The sequence below is a fragment of the Streptomyces cavernae genome (assembly GCF_004023625.1).
Taxonomy (GTDB): domain Bacteria; phylum Actinomycetota; class Actinomycetes; order Streptomycetales; family Streptomycetaceae; genus Streptomyces; species Streptomyces cavernae.
In genome coordinates this window covers 161,400-179,344 of record NZ_RPDJ01000017.1, presented here as the reverse complement: position 1 = coordinate 179,344, position 17,945 = coordinate 161,400, and the positions used below count along the sequence as shown (strand labels likewise).

Here is a 17,945-nt window from a genome sequence, read left to right as displayed (position 1 = left end):
CCGCCGCACGGCATTTCTCCGTACGGCATCTCACCCCTCCCCACGGCACGGGTAACTTCGGCGTGCCCGGACGCAATTGGAGCCGTAGCGTTGAAGGCACTTCTCAAGCGGCAGGCGGAGCCGGGACTCTGGCTCGCGGACGTCCCGGAGCCGGCCGTCGGCCCCGGCGATGTACTGATCAAGGTCTTGAGAACCGGCATCTGCGGAACCGATCTGCACATCCGGTCCTGGGACGGCTGGGCGCGGCAGACGATCAGCACCCCGCTGGTGCTCGGGCACGAGTTCGTCGGCGAGGTCGTGGAGACCGGCCGTGACGTCACGGACATCGGCGTCGGCGACCGGGTCAGCGGCGAGGGCCATCTGGTCTGCGGCAAGTGCCGCAACTGTCTGGCAGGCCGCCGCCACCTGTGCCGCGCGACGGTCGGGCTGGGCGTGGGCCGCGACGGGGCGTTCGCCGAGTACGTCGCGCTGCCCGCGTCCAACGTGTGGGTGCACCGCGTCCCCGTCGACCTGGACGTGGCCGCGATCTTCGACCCGTTCGGCAACGCGGTGCACACCGCACTGTCGTTCCCGCTGGTCGGCGAGGACGTACTGATCACCGGAGCCGGCCCGATCGGCCTCATGGCGGCGGCGGTGGCCCGGCACGCGGGTGCGCGCAACGTCGTGATCACCGATGTGAGCGAGGAACGGCTCGCGCTGGCCCGCAAGGTCGGGGTGAGCCTGGCCCTCAACGTCTCGGAGGGCGCGATCGCCGAAGGCCAACGGGAGTTGGGGCTCCGGGAGGGCTTCGACATCGGACTGGAGATGTCCGGCCGCCCCGAGGCACTGCGCGAGATGATCGCCAACATGACGCACGGCGGCCGGATCGCCATGCTCGGCCTGCCCGCCGAGGAGTTCCCGGTCGACTGGGCCCGGATCGTCACCTCGATGATCACCGTCAAGGGCATCTACGGCCGGGAGATGTTCGAGACCTGGTACGCGATGTCGGTCCTGCTCGAAGGCGGACTCGACCTCTCACCGGTGATCACCGCACGCTACGACCACCGCGACTTCGAGGCGGCGTTCGAGGACGCCGCGAGCGGACGCGGCGGCAAGGTCATCCTCGACTGGACCGCGTGACTCCCTCACCGCCCAAGCCCACCGCTCACCGCCCAAGCCTTCCTGGAGACCTCACATGTTCGACTCCGTGCGCGACGACCTCCGCGTCACCCTCGACGAGATCCGCGCCGCCGGACTGCACAAGCCCGAACGCGTCATCGGCACCCCGCAGTCCGCGACCGTGAACGTCACCGCGGGCGGCCGGCCCGGCGAGGTCCTCAACTTCTGCGCCAACAACTACCTCGGCCTCGCCGACCACCCCGAGGTGATCGCCGCCGCTCACACTGCGCTCGACCGCTGGGGCTACGGCATGGCGTCCGTGCGCTTCATCTGCGGCACGCAGGAGGTGCACAAGGACCTGGAGCGGCGGCTGTCCTCGTTCCTCGGCCAGGAGGACACGATCCTGTACTCCTCCTGCTTCGACGCCAACGGCGGTGTCTTCGAGACCCTGCTCGGCGCCGAGGACGCGGTCATCTCCGACGCCCTGAACCACGCCTCGATCATCGACGGCATCCGGCTGTCGAAGGCCCGCCGCTTCCGATACGACAACCGTGATCTCGCCGACCTGGAGCGGCAGTTGAAGGAGGCTTCGGGCGCCCGGCGCAAGCTGGTCGTCACCGACGGCGTCTTCTCCATGGACGGCTATGTGGCGCCGCTGCGCGAGATCTGCGACCTCGCCGACCGCTACGACGCCATGGTCATGGTCGACGACTCGCACGCCGTCGGCTTCGTCGGCCCCGGCGGCCGCGGCACCCCCGAACTGCACGGCGTCATGGACCGTGTGGACATCGTCACCGGCACGCTGGGCAAGGCGCTCGGCGGCGCATCCGGAGGCTACGTCGCCGCCCGCGCGGAGATCGTCGCCCTGCTGCGCCAGCGCTCGCGCCCCTACCTCTTCTCCAACACGCTCGCCCCGGTGATCGCCGCGGCCTCCCTGAAGGTCCTCGACCTGCTGGAAGAGGCGGACGGCCTGCGCGTCCGGCTCGCCGGGAACACCGCCCTGTTCCGCTCCCGGATGGCCGAGGAGGGCTTCGACGTCCTGCCCGGCGACCACCCCATCGCGCCCGTGATGATCGGCGACGCGGCCGTGGCCGGACGCATGGCCGAACTGTTGCTGGAACGCGGGGTGTACGTGATCGGCTTCTCGTACCCCGTGGTGCCGCAGGGGCAGGCACGCATCCGGGTGCAACTCTCCGCGGCCCACACCACGGACGACGTACACCGGGCGGTCGACGCCTTCGTGGCGGCCCGGGCGGAACTGGGCGGCTGAGTTCCGGGTTCGGGGGAGGGGGCACGGTCGCACCGCGGAGGGGCACGGTCACTTCGGTTGCCGGAGAGGGTGCGGCTTCCCGGTGAGGCCGCCGGTTTGTCCGACCTGAGAGAATCGGCCACATGATCGAAGCACGGCGGCTGCACATTCTCCGTGCCGTGGCCGACCACCGTACGGTGACGGCGGCTGCCGCCGCCCTCTACCTCACCCCCTCCGCCGTCTCCCAGCAGCTGACCGCACTGGAACAGGAGACCGGCCACCGGCTGGTGGAGCGCGGCGCCCGCGGGGTACGGCTCACCGCCGCGGGCGAGATCCTGCTGAGCCACGCCAACGCCGTCCTGGCACAGCTGGAGCGGGCCGAGGCGGAACTCGCCGCGTACGGTGCGGGCGCGGCCGGCACGGTCACGGTGGCCTCCTTCGCGACCGGTATCACGCTGGTGGTGGCGCCCGCGCTGGCCCGCCTCGCCGAGCGGGCACCCGGCATCCGGCTCCACGTCCAGGACGCCGAGGGCGACGCCAGTCTGCCGATGGTGCTGGACCGCCAGGTCGACATCGCGGTGGCCGTCGAGTACCGGGGCGCACCGGACCCCGACGACCCGCGCCTCGCCCATGTCCCGCTCTACGCCGAGCCGTTCGACGCCGTCGTGCCGGTCGCACACCGCCTCGCGGACGTCGGCGAGGTACCGCTGGCCGAGCTGGCCAAGGACTCCTGGATCGGCCCCTACCCCGGCAATCCCTGCCATGACGTGGTGGTTCTGGCCTGCGAACACGCCGGGTTCCAGCCCCGGCTCGAACACTCCTCCGACGACTTCCGTGCGGTGGTGGCCCTGGCCTCGGCCGGCGCGGGCGTGGCGCTGGTACCGCGCTCCGCGCTGCGCGGGATGGACCTCACGGGTGTCGTCGTACGCCCCGTGGACGGGGCCGCGCCCACACGCCGAGTGTTCGCGGCCGTGCGCCGGGGCGCTGAGAAGCATCCGCTGATCCGGCCGGTGCTGGACGCGCTGCGGGAGTCGGCGACAGCGATCTAGTCAGGGCCAAGGCCGTCCACATGGGAGCGATCCGGGGCCGGGGCGGTCCAGAGCCCCGGGAGGCTGAGGAGGCTCCCGATTTCCCGTATCCGGGATAGCATCCCTGATATGGGAAATGATGTACTGGGTCCGGTGGACACCCGGCTTGCCGCCCGCCTGGCCGAACTGCGTGCCGAGCACGGCTGGTCGCTCGGCGAGCTGGCGGAACGGAGCCGTATCAGCCGTTCCACGCTTTCTCGGGCCGAGCGCGCCGAGATCAGCCCCACCGCCTCGCTGCTGAACCGGCTGTGCGGTGTCTACGGCCGGACGATGTCCCAACTGCTCAGCGAGGTCGAGGCGGAACCGGTGGACCTGGTCCGCGCCGCCGACCAGGCCGAATGGCACGACCAGGCCTCGGGCTTCCACCGCAGGTCGGTGTCGCCGCCGCAGACCGGTATGCGCGGGGAACTGGTGGAGGGACGGCTGACGGCGGGCGCGGACATCGCCTACGACAGGCCGTCCGTGCCCGGCCTGGAACAGCACATCTGGGTCCTCGACGGCCGACTGGAGGTAACCGCGCAGGGGACCCACCACGTCCTGGACGCCGGGGACTGCCTGCGGCTGCGGGTGTGGGGGCCGACGCGCTTCCGCTGCCCCGGACCGCAGGACGTGCGCTACGCGCTGGTGGTGGTGCTGCCATGACCGCCGTCGCCGTCGCCAGGCTGAACGGGGCGGAAGTGCTCGCCCGCGCCGATGAGTTGGCCGACCTGCTGACCGACACCGTGGCGGGCGGGGCGTCCGTCGGATTCCTCGCGTCGCTCGACCGGGCGGAGGCGGCCGCCTGGTGGAAGGAGCGGGCGGGCGGCGGCCGTCGAAGCGGGCGGCCTCGCCGTGTGGGCGGCGCGCACGACGGACGGCAGGGTGATCGGCACGGTCAGCCTGGCCTTCTCCGACAAGCCCAACAGCCGCCACCGCGCCGAGCTGGTCAAGCTGATGGTGCACCGCGACGGACGCGGCCGAGTGGGCCTGGGCCGTACGCTTCTCACCACCGCGGGGCGGGTCAGGAAGCGTCGCATCGCCGCCAGGGCGATTCGACGCCCCCGCACGCAAGCGATTAGGTCGCTGCGGAGCCGGGCGACAACCAAGCGGGCGCCGAGCTGAACACTGTTCATGTCGCGGCGGGACACGCCGGAGGGGTGACAACCCGTGAGGGTTCGAGTGCCCGTCGGCCGCCCGGCCGGAGGGCGATTGTCAGTGGCATTGGCTACGGTGCGTGTCATGCCGGACGCCGAAGACGTACGCCGTATCGCCCTGTCTCTCCCCGACACCACGGAGAAGATCGCCTGGGGCATGCCCACGTTCCGGGTGGCGGGGAAGATGTTCGCCACGCTGCCCGAGGACGAGACCTCCACCGCCGTGCGCTGCCCCAAGGTCGAGCGCGACGAACTGGTCCTCGCGGAGCCCGGGAAGTTCTGGATCGCGGAACACGAGGCGGGCTTCGCCTGGGTCCGCGTCCGCTTGGCGGCCCTGGAGGACGAGGCCGAACTCAGTGACATCCTCGCCGACTCCTGGCGCCAGGCCGCGCCCACCCGGCTGCTGGAGTCGCATCCGGGCCTGGGCATACCGGCGGTCGAGTGAGGGTAAGCGGGACGGGCGCCGAGGACGGACCGGGCGAGCGGGGACGGGCCGAGGTCCGGTCCGTCTCACCGTCACGGAAGCCGCCCCCCGACAAACGGGTGCGCGGCCACCGCCCCGAGTGCGGTATGGTTTCCATGCGCGTTCGGCCAGGGGAAACCCCAGGTCACACGGGCAACGGGACGTGGCGCAGCTTGGTAGCGCACTTGACTGGGGGTCAAGGGGTCGCAGGTTCAAATCCTGTCGTCCCGACAGCGAGTCGGACATTTGTGCAAGTGAGGGGCGCTCTTCGGGGCGCCCCTCACGCATGAATGGGAGCACGGGGAGCCCTCTGCCGCTCCCCGTGCTCGCATCGCTCCGGCCGTGGCGGTCTTCGCCGACACCATGCGATCACGGCGGCCCAGGTCGTTCGCCGGCATCCCGGCAGCAGGCGTCGTGGTGCGCCGCCCCGCCCCGCACGCCGTCATGCGCCGGGGCCTACGGACCACGGCCGCCCAACCGCACACGGCCGGTTCCGTCCGCGGGCTCCCGCTGCCTTCATGTCTGCGGATCCCGGCAGGTCGTCACCTGATCGCGTCGAGTGCTTCGAGCAGCCCGGGGCTGGCGGGCGAGCCCTCGTCAGGCGCGCCCGCTGTGCGATGGAGTTCGCCGTCGATGATCTCGTAGTGACCGATGGCCCGCAGTGGCGGCGAGTAGACGTGAATGGTCACGGCACCGGCGTCGTGGTCCATCCGGTGCACGCCCGATCCGGGGAACGAGAACGACTCGCCGGGGCCGTACCGGCGGGCGCGGCGCGGACCGCCCACCGGCAATCCCTCCTGCGAGGCGGTGCCTTCGAGGACGTGCACGCCGACACAGGAGCCCTGGTGGTCGTGGTAGCCGGTGTCGCGCGCCTCCCACCAGGTGTTCAGCCAGGCCTCGGAATGCTCGTTCCGCCACAGCAGCAGGTACGAGCCGGGGCCGGAGCGGTCGAGCGCGGTGGTGTCGACGAATGCCGCCGCCCGCCGGGCCCGCTCCGCGCATTCCTCGGGCGAGAACGGGCGGTCGGACATGCCGAGAGCGGTGAGGGCGGTGGTGTCGACCGGAGTCGGGTTCTCGGAATTCACGATCATCCCCTGTGCGGTGTCGTTGGATGTCACATCGTGGTGTGCGGGTGCGTGGCGGACTTCCCGGTCGGCGCTAGGGGAGGCCGTCGCCTGCGAGCCACTCCTCCAGCGCGTCGAGGTCGCCGTCCGGTGCCTCGCCCACGCCGACGAAGGGGACTGACCGCCGAGTCGCCGCGTAGGCGCGTCGCGTCCCTTGGCCCAGGTCGTCGGCGTGTCCGCGCAGGTCGACGGCCTGAGCGCCGCAGGTGAGCTCGACAGCGGCCAGCCGCAGCGCCAGGCCCGCCATCTCGTGGAGGCGGCGGGCTGCGGTGGGTGCCATCGTGATCCGGTCCTCGATACCGGCCGCGATCGCGCTGGTGGGCTGTTCAAGAGTGACGGGTTGCGCGATCAGGCGCGCTTCGCCGGCGATGCTCGCCGCGCCGTTGGCGACGATCGCCAGGCCGTCATCGGGCGCGGAGGGATCGGCGCGGAGCCCGGTCGTCAGCCCGGTGAAGGCCGAGTCCAGCAGCTTCTGTACCCGCTCGCCCGCGATCGTGACCGCCTGTGCGAGGCCGAGCCGCGCGTAGTCGAGCGCGATGGCGACGGGGGCGATGTCGTGGTTTCCGGTGGAGATCGCCCGGTCTTCCGCGACGAGCATGATCGGGCTGTCGCCGGAGGAGGCGAGCTCGACTTCGAGAGCGTCATGGCAGTGCGCCAGCGCCTGGCGTGCCGCACCGTGTGTCTGCGGCACCACCTTGAACGCCAGCGGATCCTGCAGAGCGCGGGCCGGCCGCGCGCCGGTCAGCAATGCGCCGCCGGACAGCAGCGCACGCAGCCGGTCGATCGTCTCCCGGGCGCCGGCGTACGGGCGTACTTCGGCGACGGCCGGATGGATGGCGTCGACGTTCCCCGTCAGAGCCTCCAGCGACAGCGCCGCCGACACGTCCAGTGCCCGGACGGCCCGGTTCGCCCGCTCCAGGGCGAGACAGGCGCTCCCGACCGAGAATGCGTTGCTGTTGACGATGGCGTGCGCCTCGCGCGGGCCGAGTTCGATCGGGGTGAGGCCGCGCGCCGCCAGTGCGGCGCCGTCGTCTCCGTGGCCGATGAGGGCCAGCCCGATCTCGGCCAGTTGACTCAGGTCGGCCTGCCCGATGGAGCCGAGCAGGTGGACGCGAGGCGTCACGTCGGCGTTGAGGGCCCGGCAGAACGCGTCGGCGAGTTCGGCCCGTACGCCGGCGACGCCGACGGCGAGGCCGGCCGCCCGTACGACCATCGCCGCCCGGACGAATTCCGGGGGCGCGGGCCGTCCGTGCCCCACCCGGTGCGCGCGCAGCAACAAGGGCTGGAAGGCGGCCTGCCGGTCAGCCTCGATCGCCGCGGTCTTGTTCGCGCCGACCCCGGTGGTGAGTCCGTACACGACATCGCCACGGGCCAGCGCGCCCTCGAGCGCGGCGCGCGAGGCGCGCATCCGCTCGCGGGCCGCGTCGCCCACAACGACGCGGCGGCCCCGCGCCACCGCCACCACGTCGGCCGGTCGCAGGGGCTCATCGCCCAGGACGAGTGCGCCGCCGGTGGGCTCGGCTCCGGCCGCCACGAGGTCCGTGAGGGACGTCATGCCCCGGCCCCCCGCCCGGCTCCGGCCAGCAGGGCGAGCAGCGCGTCCCTTCGCGCGGCGACCTCCTGCGCGGCGCCGGGCGGGTAGTCGCCCAGCAGGCCACGACCGCCCTTCATCCCCGTCGCACCGCTGCGGCGGACCCGACGAAGCAGCGCCGGCACCTCGGTCGAGCGGGAGAGCTGAGGGAACAGCTGCTCGGCGACGGCTTCATGGACATCGAGTCCCGCCGCGTCCATGGCCGCGAACGGACCGATCGCGGCCCAGCGCGCGCCGAGACCACTGACGACGGCCCGGTCGACGTCCTCCACGCCGCAGACGCCCTCCTCGACCAGCGCGTAGGCCTCGCGCAGCAGCGCGTACTGCAGCCGGTTGGCCACGAAGCCCGTGTGGTCGCGACGGAGCGTGATCGGCTGCTTGCCGATAGCCCGCGAGAGCGAGGCAAGCCGCTCCAGGGTGTCCGGCGCCGTGAGCGGCCCGCCTGTCACCTCGACGAGCGGCACGAGTTCGGCCGGGTTGAACCAGTGCCAGCCGGCGAAGCGTTCAGGACGCGCCAGGCCGTCGGCGAGATCCGCGAGCCGGAGTGACGATGTGTTGGTCGCCACGATTCCGTCGTCGGCGACCAGCGCCTCGGCCCATGCCAGGGCGACGCGCTTCGCCTCCACGTCCTCGGCTATCGACTCCACGGCCAGCGCGAACGGCCCCGGTGCCTCACCGACCAGAACCGTCGCGCATATCCCCGACCGTTCTGCGGGTGAGGGTGAGGGTGAGGGTGAGGGTGCCGATGTCGGTGCCGGTCCTGGTGCCGATGTCGGTGCCGGTCCCGGGGATGCCTCGCCGATTGCGACGAGCCTTCCGACCCGCCGGGCGATCTCGTCCCGGGTCGCCGCGGCCGCCTCCGCGCGCCGGACGAGCACGACGGTCTCGATCCCCGCGGCGGCGAGGCGGGCGGCGATGCCGGTGGCCATGGCGCCGCCGCCGACGACCAGCACCCGGCCGGTGGGGGCGCTCATCCCCAGAACTTCTGGTCGTCGAGGTGAGCGAGCAGGATCTCACCGGCGGCGCGGACGTGGTCGCGCATCGCCGTACGCGCGGCGTCCGGTGTGCGGGCGCGGAGTGCGGCGGCGATGGCCTGGTGCTCCCGCACGTTCATGGTCGTCAGAGCCGTCTCGTCGTGCGCGATGACCCGCCAGACCGAGTCGCGGGGGAAGACATGCTGCAGAGCTTCGATGGACTCGGCCAGGCGCCTGTTGCACGCGGCCTCGTGGATCAGACCGTGGAAGGCGTTGTTCGCGTCCGTCACGGCCGCGTCGAGCTCCGCGTCTTCCATTCGCCCGGCCGTGGCGACGGCTTCGGTGAGCCGTTCCTGCGTCCGCTCCAATTCGTCCAGATCCTCGGCGGAGGCGCGGTCGCACGCGAGCGCGCACGCGAAGCCCTCGAGTTCGGCGCGGAGTTCGTAGACCTCGACGAGTTCCGCCCGGGACGGGGCGCGCACCGTCGCGCCACGGTTGGGTGTCAGCTCGACGAGGTTGAGGGCCTGCAACTTGCGCAGCGCCTCGCGGATGGGCGTCCGGCTGACCCCGAAGCGAGCCGCCAGCTCCTCGTGCTGGAGGCGGGCGCCGAACGGCAGCCGCCCGTCGAGGATGTCGGCGCGCAGCCGGTAGGCGATCTCGTCGGCGAGGCTCGCGACCGCGAGCGTCTCACCCCGGGCGGATGGTGGTGACGGGCACATGCTCGGATACTAGATTGGATACATGGATCCAATCAACGCCTCAACCGAGGAAAGACTCGGCGCCCCGGCGCCGACCGGTACCGAGCTGCGCTGCCGCGGGTGGGAGCAGGAGGGGGTGCTGCGCTGCTTCCTCAACACGCTCGATCCAGCCGTCGCCGAGGACTCCGCCCGGCTCGTCGTCTACGGCGGTCGCGGACGGGCTGCCCGCTCCTGGGCGGCGTACGACGCGATCGTCGCCGCCCTCGAACGGCTCGGCACCGCCGAGACCTTGCTCGTGCAGTCCGGCAAGCCCGTGGCGGTGCTGCCGACGCACCCGGACGCGCCGCGGGTGCTGATCTCGACCGCGATGGTCGTGCCCGCCTGGTCGGGCGAGGCGGAGTTCCGTCGGCTGGAGGACGCAGGGCTCACCATGTACGGCCAGATGACGGCCGCGTCCTGGTTCTACATCGGGACTCAGGGCATCCTCGGGTTCACCCATGAGACGTTCGCGGCCATCGCCCGCCGTCACTTCGGCGGCACGCTCGCCGGCCGGCGGGTGGTCACGGCCGGGCTGGGCGGAATGGGCGGTGCGCAGGGTCTGGCCATCGCCAATCTGGGCGGCCGGGGCCTGATCGTCGAGGTCGACCCCGAGCGCGCGCAGCGCCGACTCGACGCGGGCTGGGTCGACCGCATCGCGCCCGACTACGGCGCGGCCGTCGCCGACCTCACCGGATCGTCCGACCCCGCCGCCATCGCGCTCGTCGGCAACGTCTCCGAGATCCTGCCGAGGCTGGTGGCGGACGGCGTCGCCGTCGACATCGCGACCGATCAGACGGCCGCGCACGACCTCGACCACGGCTATGTGCCTGTCGGGTACACGCCGGACGAGGCGCGCTCCGAGGGCCTGGACCGGGCCGCCTATCGCAGCGCCGTACAGGCGTCGTTGCGCGCGCACGCGAACGCCTTGCTGGCGCTGCGCGAGCGTGGGTCGGTCGTCTTCGAGTACGGCAACAACCTGCGGGCGCAGGCGGTGGCGGCCGGAGCCGGCCGCGCCGGCGAACTGCCCGGATTCGTGGCCGAGTACGTGCGCCCGATCTTCGCGCGCGGGGTCGGTCCGTACCGCTGGGTGTGCCTCAGCGGTGACCCTGCGGATCTGCGCCGCAGCGAAGACGCCGTGCTCGAGGTGGTCGGTACGGCGTCGCTGGAGCGCTGGTTCACGCTGGCCCGCGCCCGGGTCGCCCGGCAGGGACTGCCTGCCCGCATCTGCTGGCTCGGACTCGGCGAACGGCATGCGGTGGGCCTGCGGCTCAACGAACTCGTCCGGCGCGGCGAGATCGGCCCGCTGGCCCTCGGCCGGGACCACATGGACCCCGCTGCCGTCGCCTCGCCGTCCCGGGAGACCGAGGGAATGCTCGACGGCAGCGACGCCATCGCCGACTGGCCCGTCCTGGCCGCGCTGCTCAACGCCGCCCAGGGCGCCTCCTGGGTCTCCGTCGGCAACGGCGGCGGCGTCGGGGTGGGCCGGAGCATCCACACGGGCCTCACGGTGGTCGCCGACGGCAGCGAACTCGCGGAACGCAAGATCCGCCGGGTGTTCTGGACCGACCCGGCGCTGGGTGTGGCCCGCTACGCGGACGCCGGATACGACGAGGCCACCCGCAAGGCCCGGGAGTGTGGCGTCGATCTGGGATGAGACCGTCGCCTATGCCACCTCGTCGAGGGGGCGCAGCTCGTCGGCGTAGCTGACCGAGAGCCGGCGCAGCACACCGTCGTCGATGGAGTACTGGCCGAGCCGCCACAGCGGTGGCGAGTAGGCATGGATGGAGACGCTCCGGTCGGTGGCGCCGACGAGCCGGTGGATGTGCTCGGGGCCGAAGCAGAAGGACACGCCCTCTGACACGACGGTCTCCAGGTGGGCGCCGCCGATGCGCGGGTTGCACTCCTTCAGGGCGCCCTCGACGACTCGTACGGCGCCGGAGGAGACGTCGTGGTCGTGCCAGCCGGTGTCGCTCTGCGGGGTCCAGCACAGCAGCCACACGTCGACGAACTCGTCCCGGTGCAGCGACGCGTAGTGCCGTTTCCCGGTGGACCAGGCGACGTGGTGACGCCACATCTCCGGTTGGTCTGCCAGTGCGTCGACGAGATCCCGCAGTTCCTGCTTGCCAAGGCACTGCGCGGGCAGGGCTTCGAGAGGCATGGGTGATCATTCCGTTCCGGTGAGGAGACGACGCGGATTGGCGACGCGGAAGGCGTGCTCCGCGGCTTCGCCCAGGCCGAAGGCGGGGCACCGCGGCGGCTCGGCGTAGGGCCGGTCTGTGCCCTGGACGATGACATCGACACCGAGGGCGCGGACGACCGCGTCGACGGCGCGCGGCCCGTACGAGGACGTCTCGACGAACACGTCCGGATCCACCTCCCCCCTGCCGCCGCCACGGGCGGCGAGGCGCTCCCCGTGCAGCGGGGCGAGACCGGCCAGCAGCGCGAAGCACACCCGCAGGCGGGGATGGCGCGTCCGGCCGAAGGCCCGGAAGGCGAACCAGGCGGCGTGCATCTGCTGGACGTAGGGGACCAGCGCCGGCCACCAGCCGGGCTCCGCGGGCCCGCCGGTCGCGGGGCCCGGGTGGACGAACAGTGGAAGGCCGCGCGACTCGAGCACATCGAGCAGCGGCGCGCAGCGCGCGTAACCGGTCGCGTCGCCCAGAGCGTTCGCCGGGAGCTGCAGGCCGGCGAATCCCAGGTCGAGTGCGGCGGCCGTCGCGTCGGCGTCGATGTCCCGGACGCAGGCGGCGGCCCAGGCCCCGAAGGGCTCGGGCAGTGCAACCGCGCCCTCGTGGTAGGCGTCGAGCAGCGGCTGTGCCTCATCGGAGGGCAGCCACTCCAGTCCGAGCGGGGAGGACAGCGAGACGAGCGCCCGGCCGAGGCCGTCGGCGGCGGCGAGCTCGGCACGACGGGCGATGTCGTGGTCGGCGGGAGAGACCTCATAGGGCGGCTCACCGTCGGTGTGGAGGGTCCAACCGTCCAGGAAGGGGTGTTCGCGCCGTGCTCGCAGGGCCGCCACAAGGGAGGGACTCCACAGGTGTTGGTGCACGTCGACGTTGGTCACGACACTCCTCCCCGGAAGGTCCCGCCGGAGTCACTTCACTGAACCCAGCCACTGACCTTCTCACTGACGGTCAACTGAACCGCAATCAGTGGACCGGTTCAGCAGATTCTTGCGAGGAACTTCAGAGTGGAATCGCATCCTCGTGGTCGCGGCGTGGAGCGCCGCGGTATCGCTTGTGCATGCTCGGCCGCGAAGCGGCCGAGCATCGTGTCCGGCTGAGCCGGTGCTGTGCCACACGGTGGCGGGTTCACCCGGTCGGGTGACGTGGGGTGAACATACGGTGGGCAGTCGTACGCGCGTGTAGGTTTCGTGAATCGTGAAGCTGGTGATGCAGGTCAGACTGCTGCCGACGCCCGTGCAGGCGGCGGCGCTGGAGGCGACCCTGCGCGCCTGCAACGAAGCGGCCACCTGGGCCAGCGGCGTGGCGTTCGAGAAGGACGTGAAGAGCAACTTCGCGCTGCGCGAGCACACCTACCGTCAGATCAAGGCCCGCTGGGGGCTGGGGGCGCAGGCCGCCCAGCACGTCATCAAGAAGACCTGCGACGCGTACGCGACGCTGAAGGCCAACCTGAGGGCCGGGAACCTGGGCAGGCCGGGCTCGAAGCGCTACCGCAGGGCGGTGGAGAAGCCGGTCACCTTCCGCCCGGAGGGTGCGCAGCCCTACGACGACCGGATGCTGTCCTGGCAGATCGACCAGCGCCGGGTCTCGATCTGGACGACTGCCGGGCGGATCAAGGACGTGGCGTTCACCTCGTCACCGGAGCAGATGGCCACCCTGGCCCTGTACCGCAAGGGCGAGTCCGACCTGGTGCACCGGGAGGGCATGTGGTTTCTGCTGGCCACCTGTGAGGTGCCCGAAGCACCGCTGAACACCGACCTTGTGGACTTCCTCGGCATCGACTTGGGCATCGTGAACATTGCCACCACGTCCGACGGCGAGATCATGGCCGGGCGTGAACTGAACCGAGTCCGGGTCCGGGAACGGAAGCTGCGCACCAAGCTGCAGAAGAAGAACACCCCGTCCGCCAAGCGCCGACTGAAGAAGCGGCGCTGCAAGGAGGCGCGGCGGGCCAAGGACATCAACCACAAGATCGCGAAACATGTGGTGGCCGAGGCTGAACGCACCGGTCGCGGAATCGCCCTGGAGGACCTGACGGGCATCCGCGAACGGGTACGGCTTCGCAAGCCCCAACGGGCCACCCTGCACAGCTGGGCCTTCGCCCAGCTGGGGCAGTTCATCGCGTACAAGGCCCGCAAGGCAGGGGTGCCGGTGGTGTACGTCGATCCGGCGTACACCTCCCGGACCTGCGCCGAATGCGGGCACATCGACAAGGCGAACCGGGTTTCACAGGCCTGGTTCGCGTGCCGGTCCTGCGGATTCGTTGATCACGCAGACCGGAACAGCTCCCGCAACATTCGCGCGAGAGCGTGGCAGTTGTGGCGAAGCGGGGCGCAGTCAACCGCCCCAGACCCACCTCCCGAACGAGGGCGTGGGACAGGACGCAAACGCAGCACCACAGCCAGTGGCGCCCGTTGTGCAAGCCCGGGACTTTAGTCCCGGGTCGCTGACTAAACGAACGGCCCGGCACATAGCTCGCAGATGGCTCACATCCCGACATTTTCTGGGCTTCGCTCGGCGAACGTAACGTGCCCTTTACGCCAAAGCATTGACGGCCATTCATTCACCCACGACTCTGAATGACAATATGCAGCCGGTTAAGGGGCAGCCTTGATCAGATTCGATGCGGTGAGCAAGAAGTACCCGAACGGCACAAACGCCGTGGACGACTTGTCCCTCGAGTTTCCCGAGGGCGGCATCACGGTCCTGGTGGGTCCCTCGGGCTGTGGCAAGACCACGACCCTGCGCATGGCCAACCGCATGGTGGAGCCGACGACCGGGACGGTGAGCCTGCGCGGCCGGGACATCAGGGAGGTCGACGCCCCCGAGCTCCGCCGTGGCATCGGCTATGTGATCCAGCACGCCGGGCTGTTCCCGCACCGGACGGTCCTGGACAACATCGCGACCGTGCCGCTGCTGCTCGGCTGGGGCCGGAAGAAGGCGCGGGCGCGGGCGGCGGAACTGCTGGAACTGGTGGGGCTGCCGGGCGAGATGGCCAAGCGCTATCCGTACCAGCTCTCCGGCGGGCAGCAGCAGCGGGTCGGGGTGGCCAGGGCGTTGGGAGCCGATCCGCCGGTGCTGCTGATGGACGAGCCGTTCAGCGCCGTCGATCCCATCGTCCGGGGGGAGTTGCAGGCGGAGTTCATCCGGCTGCAGAAGGAGCTGCACAAGACGATCGTGTTCGTCACCCACGACATCGACGAAGCGATCAAGCTCGGCGACAACATCGCGGTGTTCCAAACCGGCGGCATACTCGCGCAGTTCGACACTCCGGAGAGGCTGCTCGCCCGGCCCGCCGACGAGTTCGTGGCCGATTTCGTCGGACGGGACCGCGGTATTCGCCGGCTGTCGTTCGTCAACGCGGCCGATGTGCCGCTGCGCGACGGTCCGGTGCTGCCCGACACCACTTCCGTCCCCGAAGTGCGGGCCGGGTCGGCGGACAAGCCCTGGGTGCTCGTCGTCGACACGGACCGGCGGCCGCTCGGCTGGGCCGCCGTCGCCGAACTGCCCGACAGCGGCACGCTCGCGGACGCGACGCTGATACCGCTCGGCCACACGTTCAGCCTCGTCGGCGACTCGGGGCGAGCCGCCCTCGACGCGGCGCTCCTGTCGCCGTCCGGGCTTGCGGTGGCGGTGGACGGCGCGGGCGCGGTCGTCGGTGTCACGGACGCGCAGGAGCTGGCCGCCGCGATGGCCAGGGATGACGCGGCCAGGGACGAGACCGTAACCGACGAGGCGGTCACGGGCGAGGCGGCCGCGAGCGCGGTGGTCACAGGCGACGGGGGCACGGCGACACGGGCGGTGATGAGCGATGAGTGACGGGGAGCCGCTGGTCCGGTGGGACTGGATCGGCGACCATGTCGGCGAGTTGGCCCATTACACCGGTGTCCACCTCCAACTGGGTCTGCTACCGGTGCTGTTCGGGTTGATCATCTCGGTGCCGCTGGGCATGCTCTGCCACCGCTGGAGATGGCTCTACCCGCCGACTCTGACCGTGGCCAACGTGCTGTACTCGATCCCGTCACTGGCCCTGTTCATGATCTTCGTGCGGTATACGGGGCTGACCGAGCAGACGGTGATGATCCCGCTGACGCTGTACACCCTGTCGGTCCTGGTGCCCAATGTCGTGGACGGGCTGGCGTCCGTCCCCGAGCCCGTACGGCAGGCGGCCACGGCCATGGGATTCACCGCTGTACGCCGTGTCGTCCAGGTCGAACTGCCCATCGCCGTGCCCGTCGTCGTCGCCGGTGTGCGCGTCGCCGCCGTCTCCTCCATCAGTCTGGTCGCGGTGGGGCAGCTGATCGGCCAGGGCGGTCTCGGGTACTACATCACCCGTGGCCTGCAGCTGGACTTTCCGACCCCGATCGTCACGGCCACCGTACTGATCATGCTGCTCGCGCTTGTCACCGACGCGGTGCTGGTGCTGGCTCAGCGGCTGCTCACCCCGTGGGCCCAAGACAGGGGGAAGACGGCGTGAACGACTTTCTGAGCCAAGTCCGCCTGGTCGCCGACTGGTTGACGTCCTCTCAGCAGTGGCAGGGTGCGGAGGGCATCCCGCAGCGGCTGCTGGAGCATCTGACCTACAGCGGTCTGTCGCTGCTGTTCGCCGCCTTGATCGGGCTGTCGCTGGGGCTGCTGGTGGGGCACACCGGCCGCGGCGCGTTCGCCGTCGCCAGCGTGGCGAACCTCGCGCGGTCGATCCCCACCTTCGGCCTGGTGGTCCTGGTCGTCACGGTCGTCGGGCTCAGCACCACACCTGTGCTGATCGCCCTGATCGCGCTGGCGGTGCCGCCCATCCTCATCAACACCTTCGAGGGGGTCAGGGGCGTGGACCCGGATGCGAGGGATGCCGCCCGCGGGATGGGCATGACCGGGTGGGAGGTCCTGCTGCGGGTCGAGGTGCCGATGGCGCTGCCGCTGATCCTGCTGGGGTTGCGGGTCGCCGCGATCCAGGTCGTGGCCACCGCGACAGTGGCGGCCTATCCCGGTCTCGGCGGTCTGGGCCGCTTCATCGTCGATGGACTGGCCCGCAACGACTACGAACTGGTCATCGGCGGATCCGCCGTTGTGGTTGTGCTCGCGCTGGTCGTCCAGGTCGTCTTCACCGCGCTGCGGCGCGTCATCGTCTCGCCGGGCCTGCGGGCTTCGGCGGCCAGATCCTGAACTTCCTCGAGCCCCCGGCTCGCGGGCTGTTGAGACTTAAGAAAGGAAGCACCCATGAGAGGCATGTACCGCGCCGCTGCCTTCGGCCTGATCGTCACGCTCTCGCTGACCGCCTGCGGGGGCGGGGGCGGTGACAGCGAAGACAATCCGCTGACGGGCAGCAGCGGCGAGGGCGGCGGCAAGAACATCGTCGTCGGCTCGGCGAACTTCCCCGAGAACCAGCTGCTCGGCGAGATCTATGCGCAGGCCCTGGAGGCCAAGGGCTTCAAGGTGACCCGCAAGTTCGACATCGGAGCGCGAGAGGTCTACTACGACCAGGTGGTCAAGGGCGGCATCAGCGTGATGCCCGAGTACAACGGCGCGTTGCTCGCGGTGGCGGTCGACCCGAAGAGCACCGCGACGAACACCGAGGACATCAACGCCGAACTGAAGCAGAAGCTGCCCTCGTCCGTGGAAATGCTCAACTCCTCCACCGCCGAGGACAAGGACTCGGTCACCGTCACCCCTGAGATCGCGGCCAAGTACAACCTCAAGTCGCTGGCCGATCTCAAGGCCGTCGCGGGCAAGATGACGATCGGGGGCAGCTCGGAGTTCAAGACCCGCACCCAGGGCCTGGTCGGTCTGAAATCGGTCTACGGCGTGGAGTTCAAGAAGTTCCAGCCGCTGGACGCGGGCGCCCAGAGCACCCTGCTGGAACTGCTGAAGAAGGACACGGTCCAGGCCGCCAACCTCTACACCACCGATCCCGCCATCGTCGAGGACAAGCTGGTGGTGCTGGAGGACCCGAAGAACCTGTTCTCCTCGCAGAACGTGACCCCCCTGATCTACAAGGAGGCCTTCGACGACAAGTCCAAGGCGGCGCTCAACGCGATCTCGGCGAAGCTCACCACCGAGGACCTGCTGGAGATGATGAAGAAGCTCGTCAACGACAAGGAGGACGCCGACACGGTCGCGAAGGACTGGCTGACCCAGGCCGGCCTCCTGAGCTGACGAGTCAGGGGCGGGCGGGTCACCGTCCGCCCCTCGGCGCCCACCGTCCGCGTTCCGTCCCCGCGCGGCCCACCACCCCCTACGTAGCCGGAACGAGTGCAGGAAGTGCACGAAGTGCAGCAGTGCAGGAGTGCAGGAAGTGGAGAAAGAGG

The 17,945-nt window shown here is 70.8% G+C and carries 17 protein-coding genes, 1 tRNA gene and 1 pseudogene; 13 read left to right on the top strand and 6 right to left on the bottom strand.

Features of this window, described 5'->3' with window-relative positions; translation table 11 throughout:
• The first annotated feature begins 90 nt into the window (after positions 1–90).
• From tdh to EF387_RS28105, 7 genes and pseudogenes are all read left to right on the top strand, one after another.
• Positions 91–1,119, top strand: a complete 1,029-nt coding sequence (tdh, locus tag EF387_RS28135; RefSeq protein WP_128379409.1) for an L-threonine 3-dehydrogenase — start codon at positions 91–93, stop codon at positions 1,117–1,119.
• Between the two features lie 55 nt (positions 1,120–1,174).
• On the top strand, positions 1,175–2,368 hold the full coding sequence (locus tag EF387_RS28130; protein ID WP_128379408.1) for a glycine C-acetyltransferase: 1,194 nt from the start codon (positions 1,175–1,177) through the stop codon (positions 2,366–2,368).
• A 122-nt stretch (positions 2,369–2,490) separates the two neighbouring features.
• Positions 2,491–3,396, top strand: a complete 906-nt coding sequence (locus EF387_RS28125; protein ID WP_128379407.1) for a LysR family transcriptional regulator — start codon at positions 2,491–2,493, stop codon at positions 3,394–3,396.
• 108 nt (positions 3,397–3,504) lie between these two features.
• Positions 3,505–4,077, top strand: coding sequence for a helix-turn-helix domain-containing protein (locus EF387_RS28120; RefSeq protein WP_128379406.1), 573 nt, complete (start codon positions 3,505–3,507; stop codon positions 4,075–4,077).
• Positions 4,074–4,428, top strand: a pseudogene (locus EF387_RS28115) (GNAT family N-acetyltransferase); the annotation flags it as partial. The gene EF387_RS28120 and the pseudogene EF387_RS28115, both read left to right, overlap by 4 nt.
• Before the next feature lie 225 nt (positions 4,429–4,653).
• Positions 4,654–5,013 carry an MmcQ/YjbR family DNA-binding protein gene (locus tag EF387_RS28110; RefSeq protein ID WP_162467225.1) on the top strand — a complete coding sequence of 120 codons (360 nt, stop codon included), beginning with the start codon at positions 4,654–4,656 and terminating at the stop codon, positions 5,011–5,013.
• Positions 5,014–5,188: 175 nt separating this feature from the next.
• Positions 5,189–5,262: transfer RNA gene (locus EF387_RS28105), tRNA-Pro, on the top strand.
• Positions 5,263–5,573: 311 nt separating this feature from the next.
• Here the strand turns inward: EF387_RS28105 and EF387_RS28100 are convergent.
• The 4 genes from EF387_RS28100 to EF387_RS28085 form a co-directional block, all read right to left on the bottom strand.
• A complete protein-coding gene (locus EF387_RS28100) occupies positions 5,574–6,122 on the bottom strand; it encodes a cupin domain-containing protein (RefSeq protein ID WP_128379404.1) in 549 nt (182 codons plus the stop codon).
• 67 nt (positions 6,123–6,189) lie between these two features.
• A complete protein-coding gene (locus EF387_RS28095) occupies positions 6,190–7,710 on the bottom strand; it encodes an HAL/PAL/TAL family ammonia-lyase (RefSeq protein ID WP_128379403.1) in 1,521 nt (506 codons plus the stop codon).
• Positions 7,707–8,720 carry a 3-hydroxyacyl-CoA dehydrogenase family protein gene (locus EF387_RS28090; protein ID WP_128379402.1) on the bottom strand — a complete coding sequence of 338 codons (1,014 nt, stop codon included), beginning with the start codon at positions 8,718–8,720 and terminating at the stop codon, positions 7,707–7,709. The genes EF387_RS28095 and EF387_RS28090 overlap by 4 nt, the downstream gene beginning before the upstream one ends.
• On the bottom strand, positions 8,717–9,439 hold the full coding sequence (locus tag EF387_RS28085) for a GntR family transcriptional regulator (RefSeq protein ID WP_128379401.1): 723 nt from the start codon (positions 9,437–9,439) through the stop codon (positions 8,717–8,719). Before EF387_RS28085 ends, EF387_RS28090 begins: the two co-directional genes overlap by 4 nt.
• 22 nt (positions 9,440–9,461) lie before the next feature.
• Here EF387_RS28085 and hutU point away from each other — a divergent pair, with 22 nt between their 5' ends.
• Positions 9,462–11,111, top strand: a complete 1,650-nt coding sequence (gene hutU / locus EF387_RS28080; protein WP_128379400.1) for a urocanate hydratase — start codon at positions 9,462–9,464, stop codon at positions 11,109–11,111.
• Between the two features lie 9 nt (positions 11,112–11,120).
• On the opposite strand, the gene EF387_RS28075 is transcribed toward hutU, so the two are convergent.
• Positions 11,121–11,615 carry a cysteine dioxygenase gene (locus EF387_RS28075; protein WP_128379399.1) on the bottom strand — a complete coding sequence of 165 codons (495 nt, stop codon included), beginning with the start codon at positions 11,613–11,615 and terminating at the stop codon, positions 11,121–11,123.
• Between the two features lie 6 nt (positions 11,616–11,621).
• Complete coding sequence (locus tag EF387_RS28070) at positions 11,622–12,521, bottom strand: amidohydrolase family protein (protein ID WP_128379398.1); 900 nt, start codon at positions 12,519–12,521, stop codon at positions 11,622–11,624.
• 316 nt (positions 12,522–12,837) lie between these two features.
• Between EF387_RS28070 and EF387_RS28065 the strand changes: the two genes are divergently transcribed.
• The 5 genes from EF387_RS28065 to EF387_RS28045 all read left to right on the top strand — a co-directional run bounded on the left by EF387_RS28065 (position 12,838) and on the right by EF387_RS28045 (position 17,793).
• Positions 12,838–14,076 (top strand): RNA-guided endonuclease InsQ/TnpB family protein, encoded by a 1,239-nt coding sequence (locus EF387_RS28065; protein ID WP_128379397.1) that lies wholly within the window; start codon positions 12,838–12,840, stop codon positions 14,074–14,076.
• 174 nt (positions 14,077–14,250) lie between these two features.
• On the top strand, positions 14,251–15,459 hold the full coding sequence (locus tag EF387_RS28060; RefSeq protein WP_128379396.1) for an ABC transporter ATP-binding protein: 1,209 nt from the start codon (positions 14,251–14,253) through the stop codon (positions 15,457–15,459).
• Positions 15,452–16,117: an ABC transporter permease gene (locus EF387_RS28055; protein WP_128379395.1), complete on the top strand. Its 666-nt coding sequence runs from the start codon at positions 15,452–15,454 to the stop codon at positions 16,115–16,117. Before EF387_RS28060 ends, EF387_RS28055 begins: the two co-directional genes overlap by 8 nt.
• On the top strand, positions 16,114–16,803 hold the full coding sequence (locus EF387_RS28050; RefSeq protein WP_128379394.1) for an ABC transporter permease: 690 nt from the start codon (positions 16,114–16,116) through the stop codon (positions 16,801–16,803). Before EF387_RS28055 ends, EF387_RS28050 begins: the two co-directional genes overlap by 4 nt.
• A 63-nt stretch (positions 16,804–16,866) precedes the next feature.
• Positions 16,867–17,793: an ABC transporter substrate-binding protein gene (locus EF387_RS28045; RefSeq protein ID WP_128379489.1), complete on the top strand. Its 927-nt coding sequence runs from the start codon at positions 16,867–16,869 to the stop codon at positions 17,791–17,793.
• Positions 17,794–17,945 lie beyond the last annotated feature (152 nt).

What these genes read in the sequence shown, in the direction of transcription:
- EF387_RS28130 (WP_128379408.1), top strand. Translation starts at nt 1,175, where the DNA reads ATGTTCGACTCCGTGCGCGACGACCTCCGCGTCACCCTCGACGAGATC.
- EF387_RS28125 (WP_128379407.1), top strand. Translation starts at nt 2,491, where the DNA reads ATGATCGAAGCACGGCGGCTGCACATTCTCCGTGCCGTGGCCGACCAC.
- EF387_RS28120 (WP_128379406.1), top strand. Translation starts at nt 3,505, where the DNA reads ATGGGAAATGATGTACTGGGTCCGGTGGACACCCGGCTTGCCGCCCGC.
- EF387_RS28110 (WP_162467225.1), top strand. Translation starts at nt 4,654, where the DNA reads ATGCCGGACGCCGAAGACGTACGCCGTATCGCCCTGTCTCTCCCCGAC.
- EF387_RS28100 (WP_128379404.1), bottom strand. Translation starts at nt 6,122, where the DNA reads ATGATCGTGAATTCCGAGAACCCGACTCCGGTCGACACCACCGCCCTC.
- EF387_RS28095 (WP_128379403.1), bottom strand. Translation starts at nt 7,710, where the DNA reads ATGACGTCCCTCACGGACCTCGTGGCGGCCGGAGCCGAGCCCACCGGC.
- EF387_RS28090 (WP_128379402.1), bottom strand. Translation starts at nt 8,720, where the DNA reads ATGAGCGCCCCCACCGGCCGGGTGCTGGTCGTCGGCGGCGGCGCCATG.
- EF387_RS28085 (WP_128379401.1), bottom strand. Translation starts at nt 9,439, where the DNA reads ATGTGCCCGTCACCACCATCCGCCCGGGGTGAGACGCTCGCGGTCGCG.
- hutU (WP_128379400.1), top strand. Translation starts at nt 9,462, where the DNA reads ATGGATCCAATCAACGCCTCAACCGAGGAAAGACTCGGCGCCCCGGCG.
- EF387_RS28075 (WP_128379399.1), bottom strand. Translation starts at nt 11,615, where the DNA reads ATGCCTCTCGAAGCCCTGCCCGCGCAGTGCCTTGGCAAGCAGGAACTG.
- EF387_RS28055 (WP_128379395.1), top strand. Translation starts at nt 15,452, where the DNA reads ATGAGTGACGGGGAGCCGCTGGTCCGGTGGGACTGGATCGGCGACCAT.
- EF387_RS28045 (WP_128379489.1), top strand. Translation starts at nt 16,867, where the DNA reads ATGTACCGCGCCGCTGCCTTCGGCCTGATCGTCACGCTCTCGCTGACC.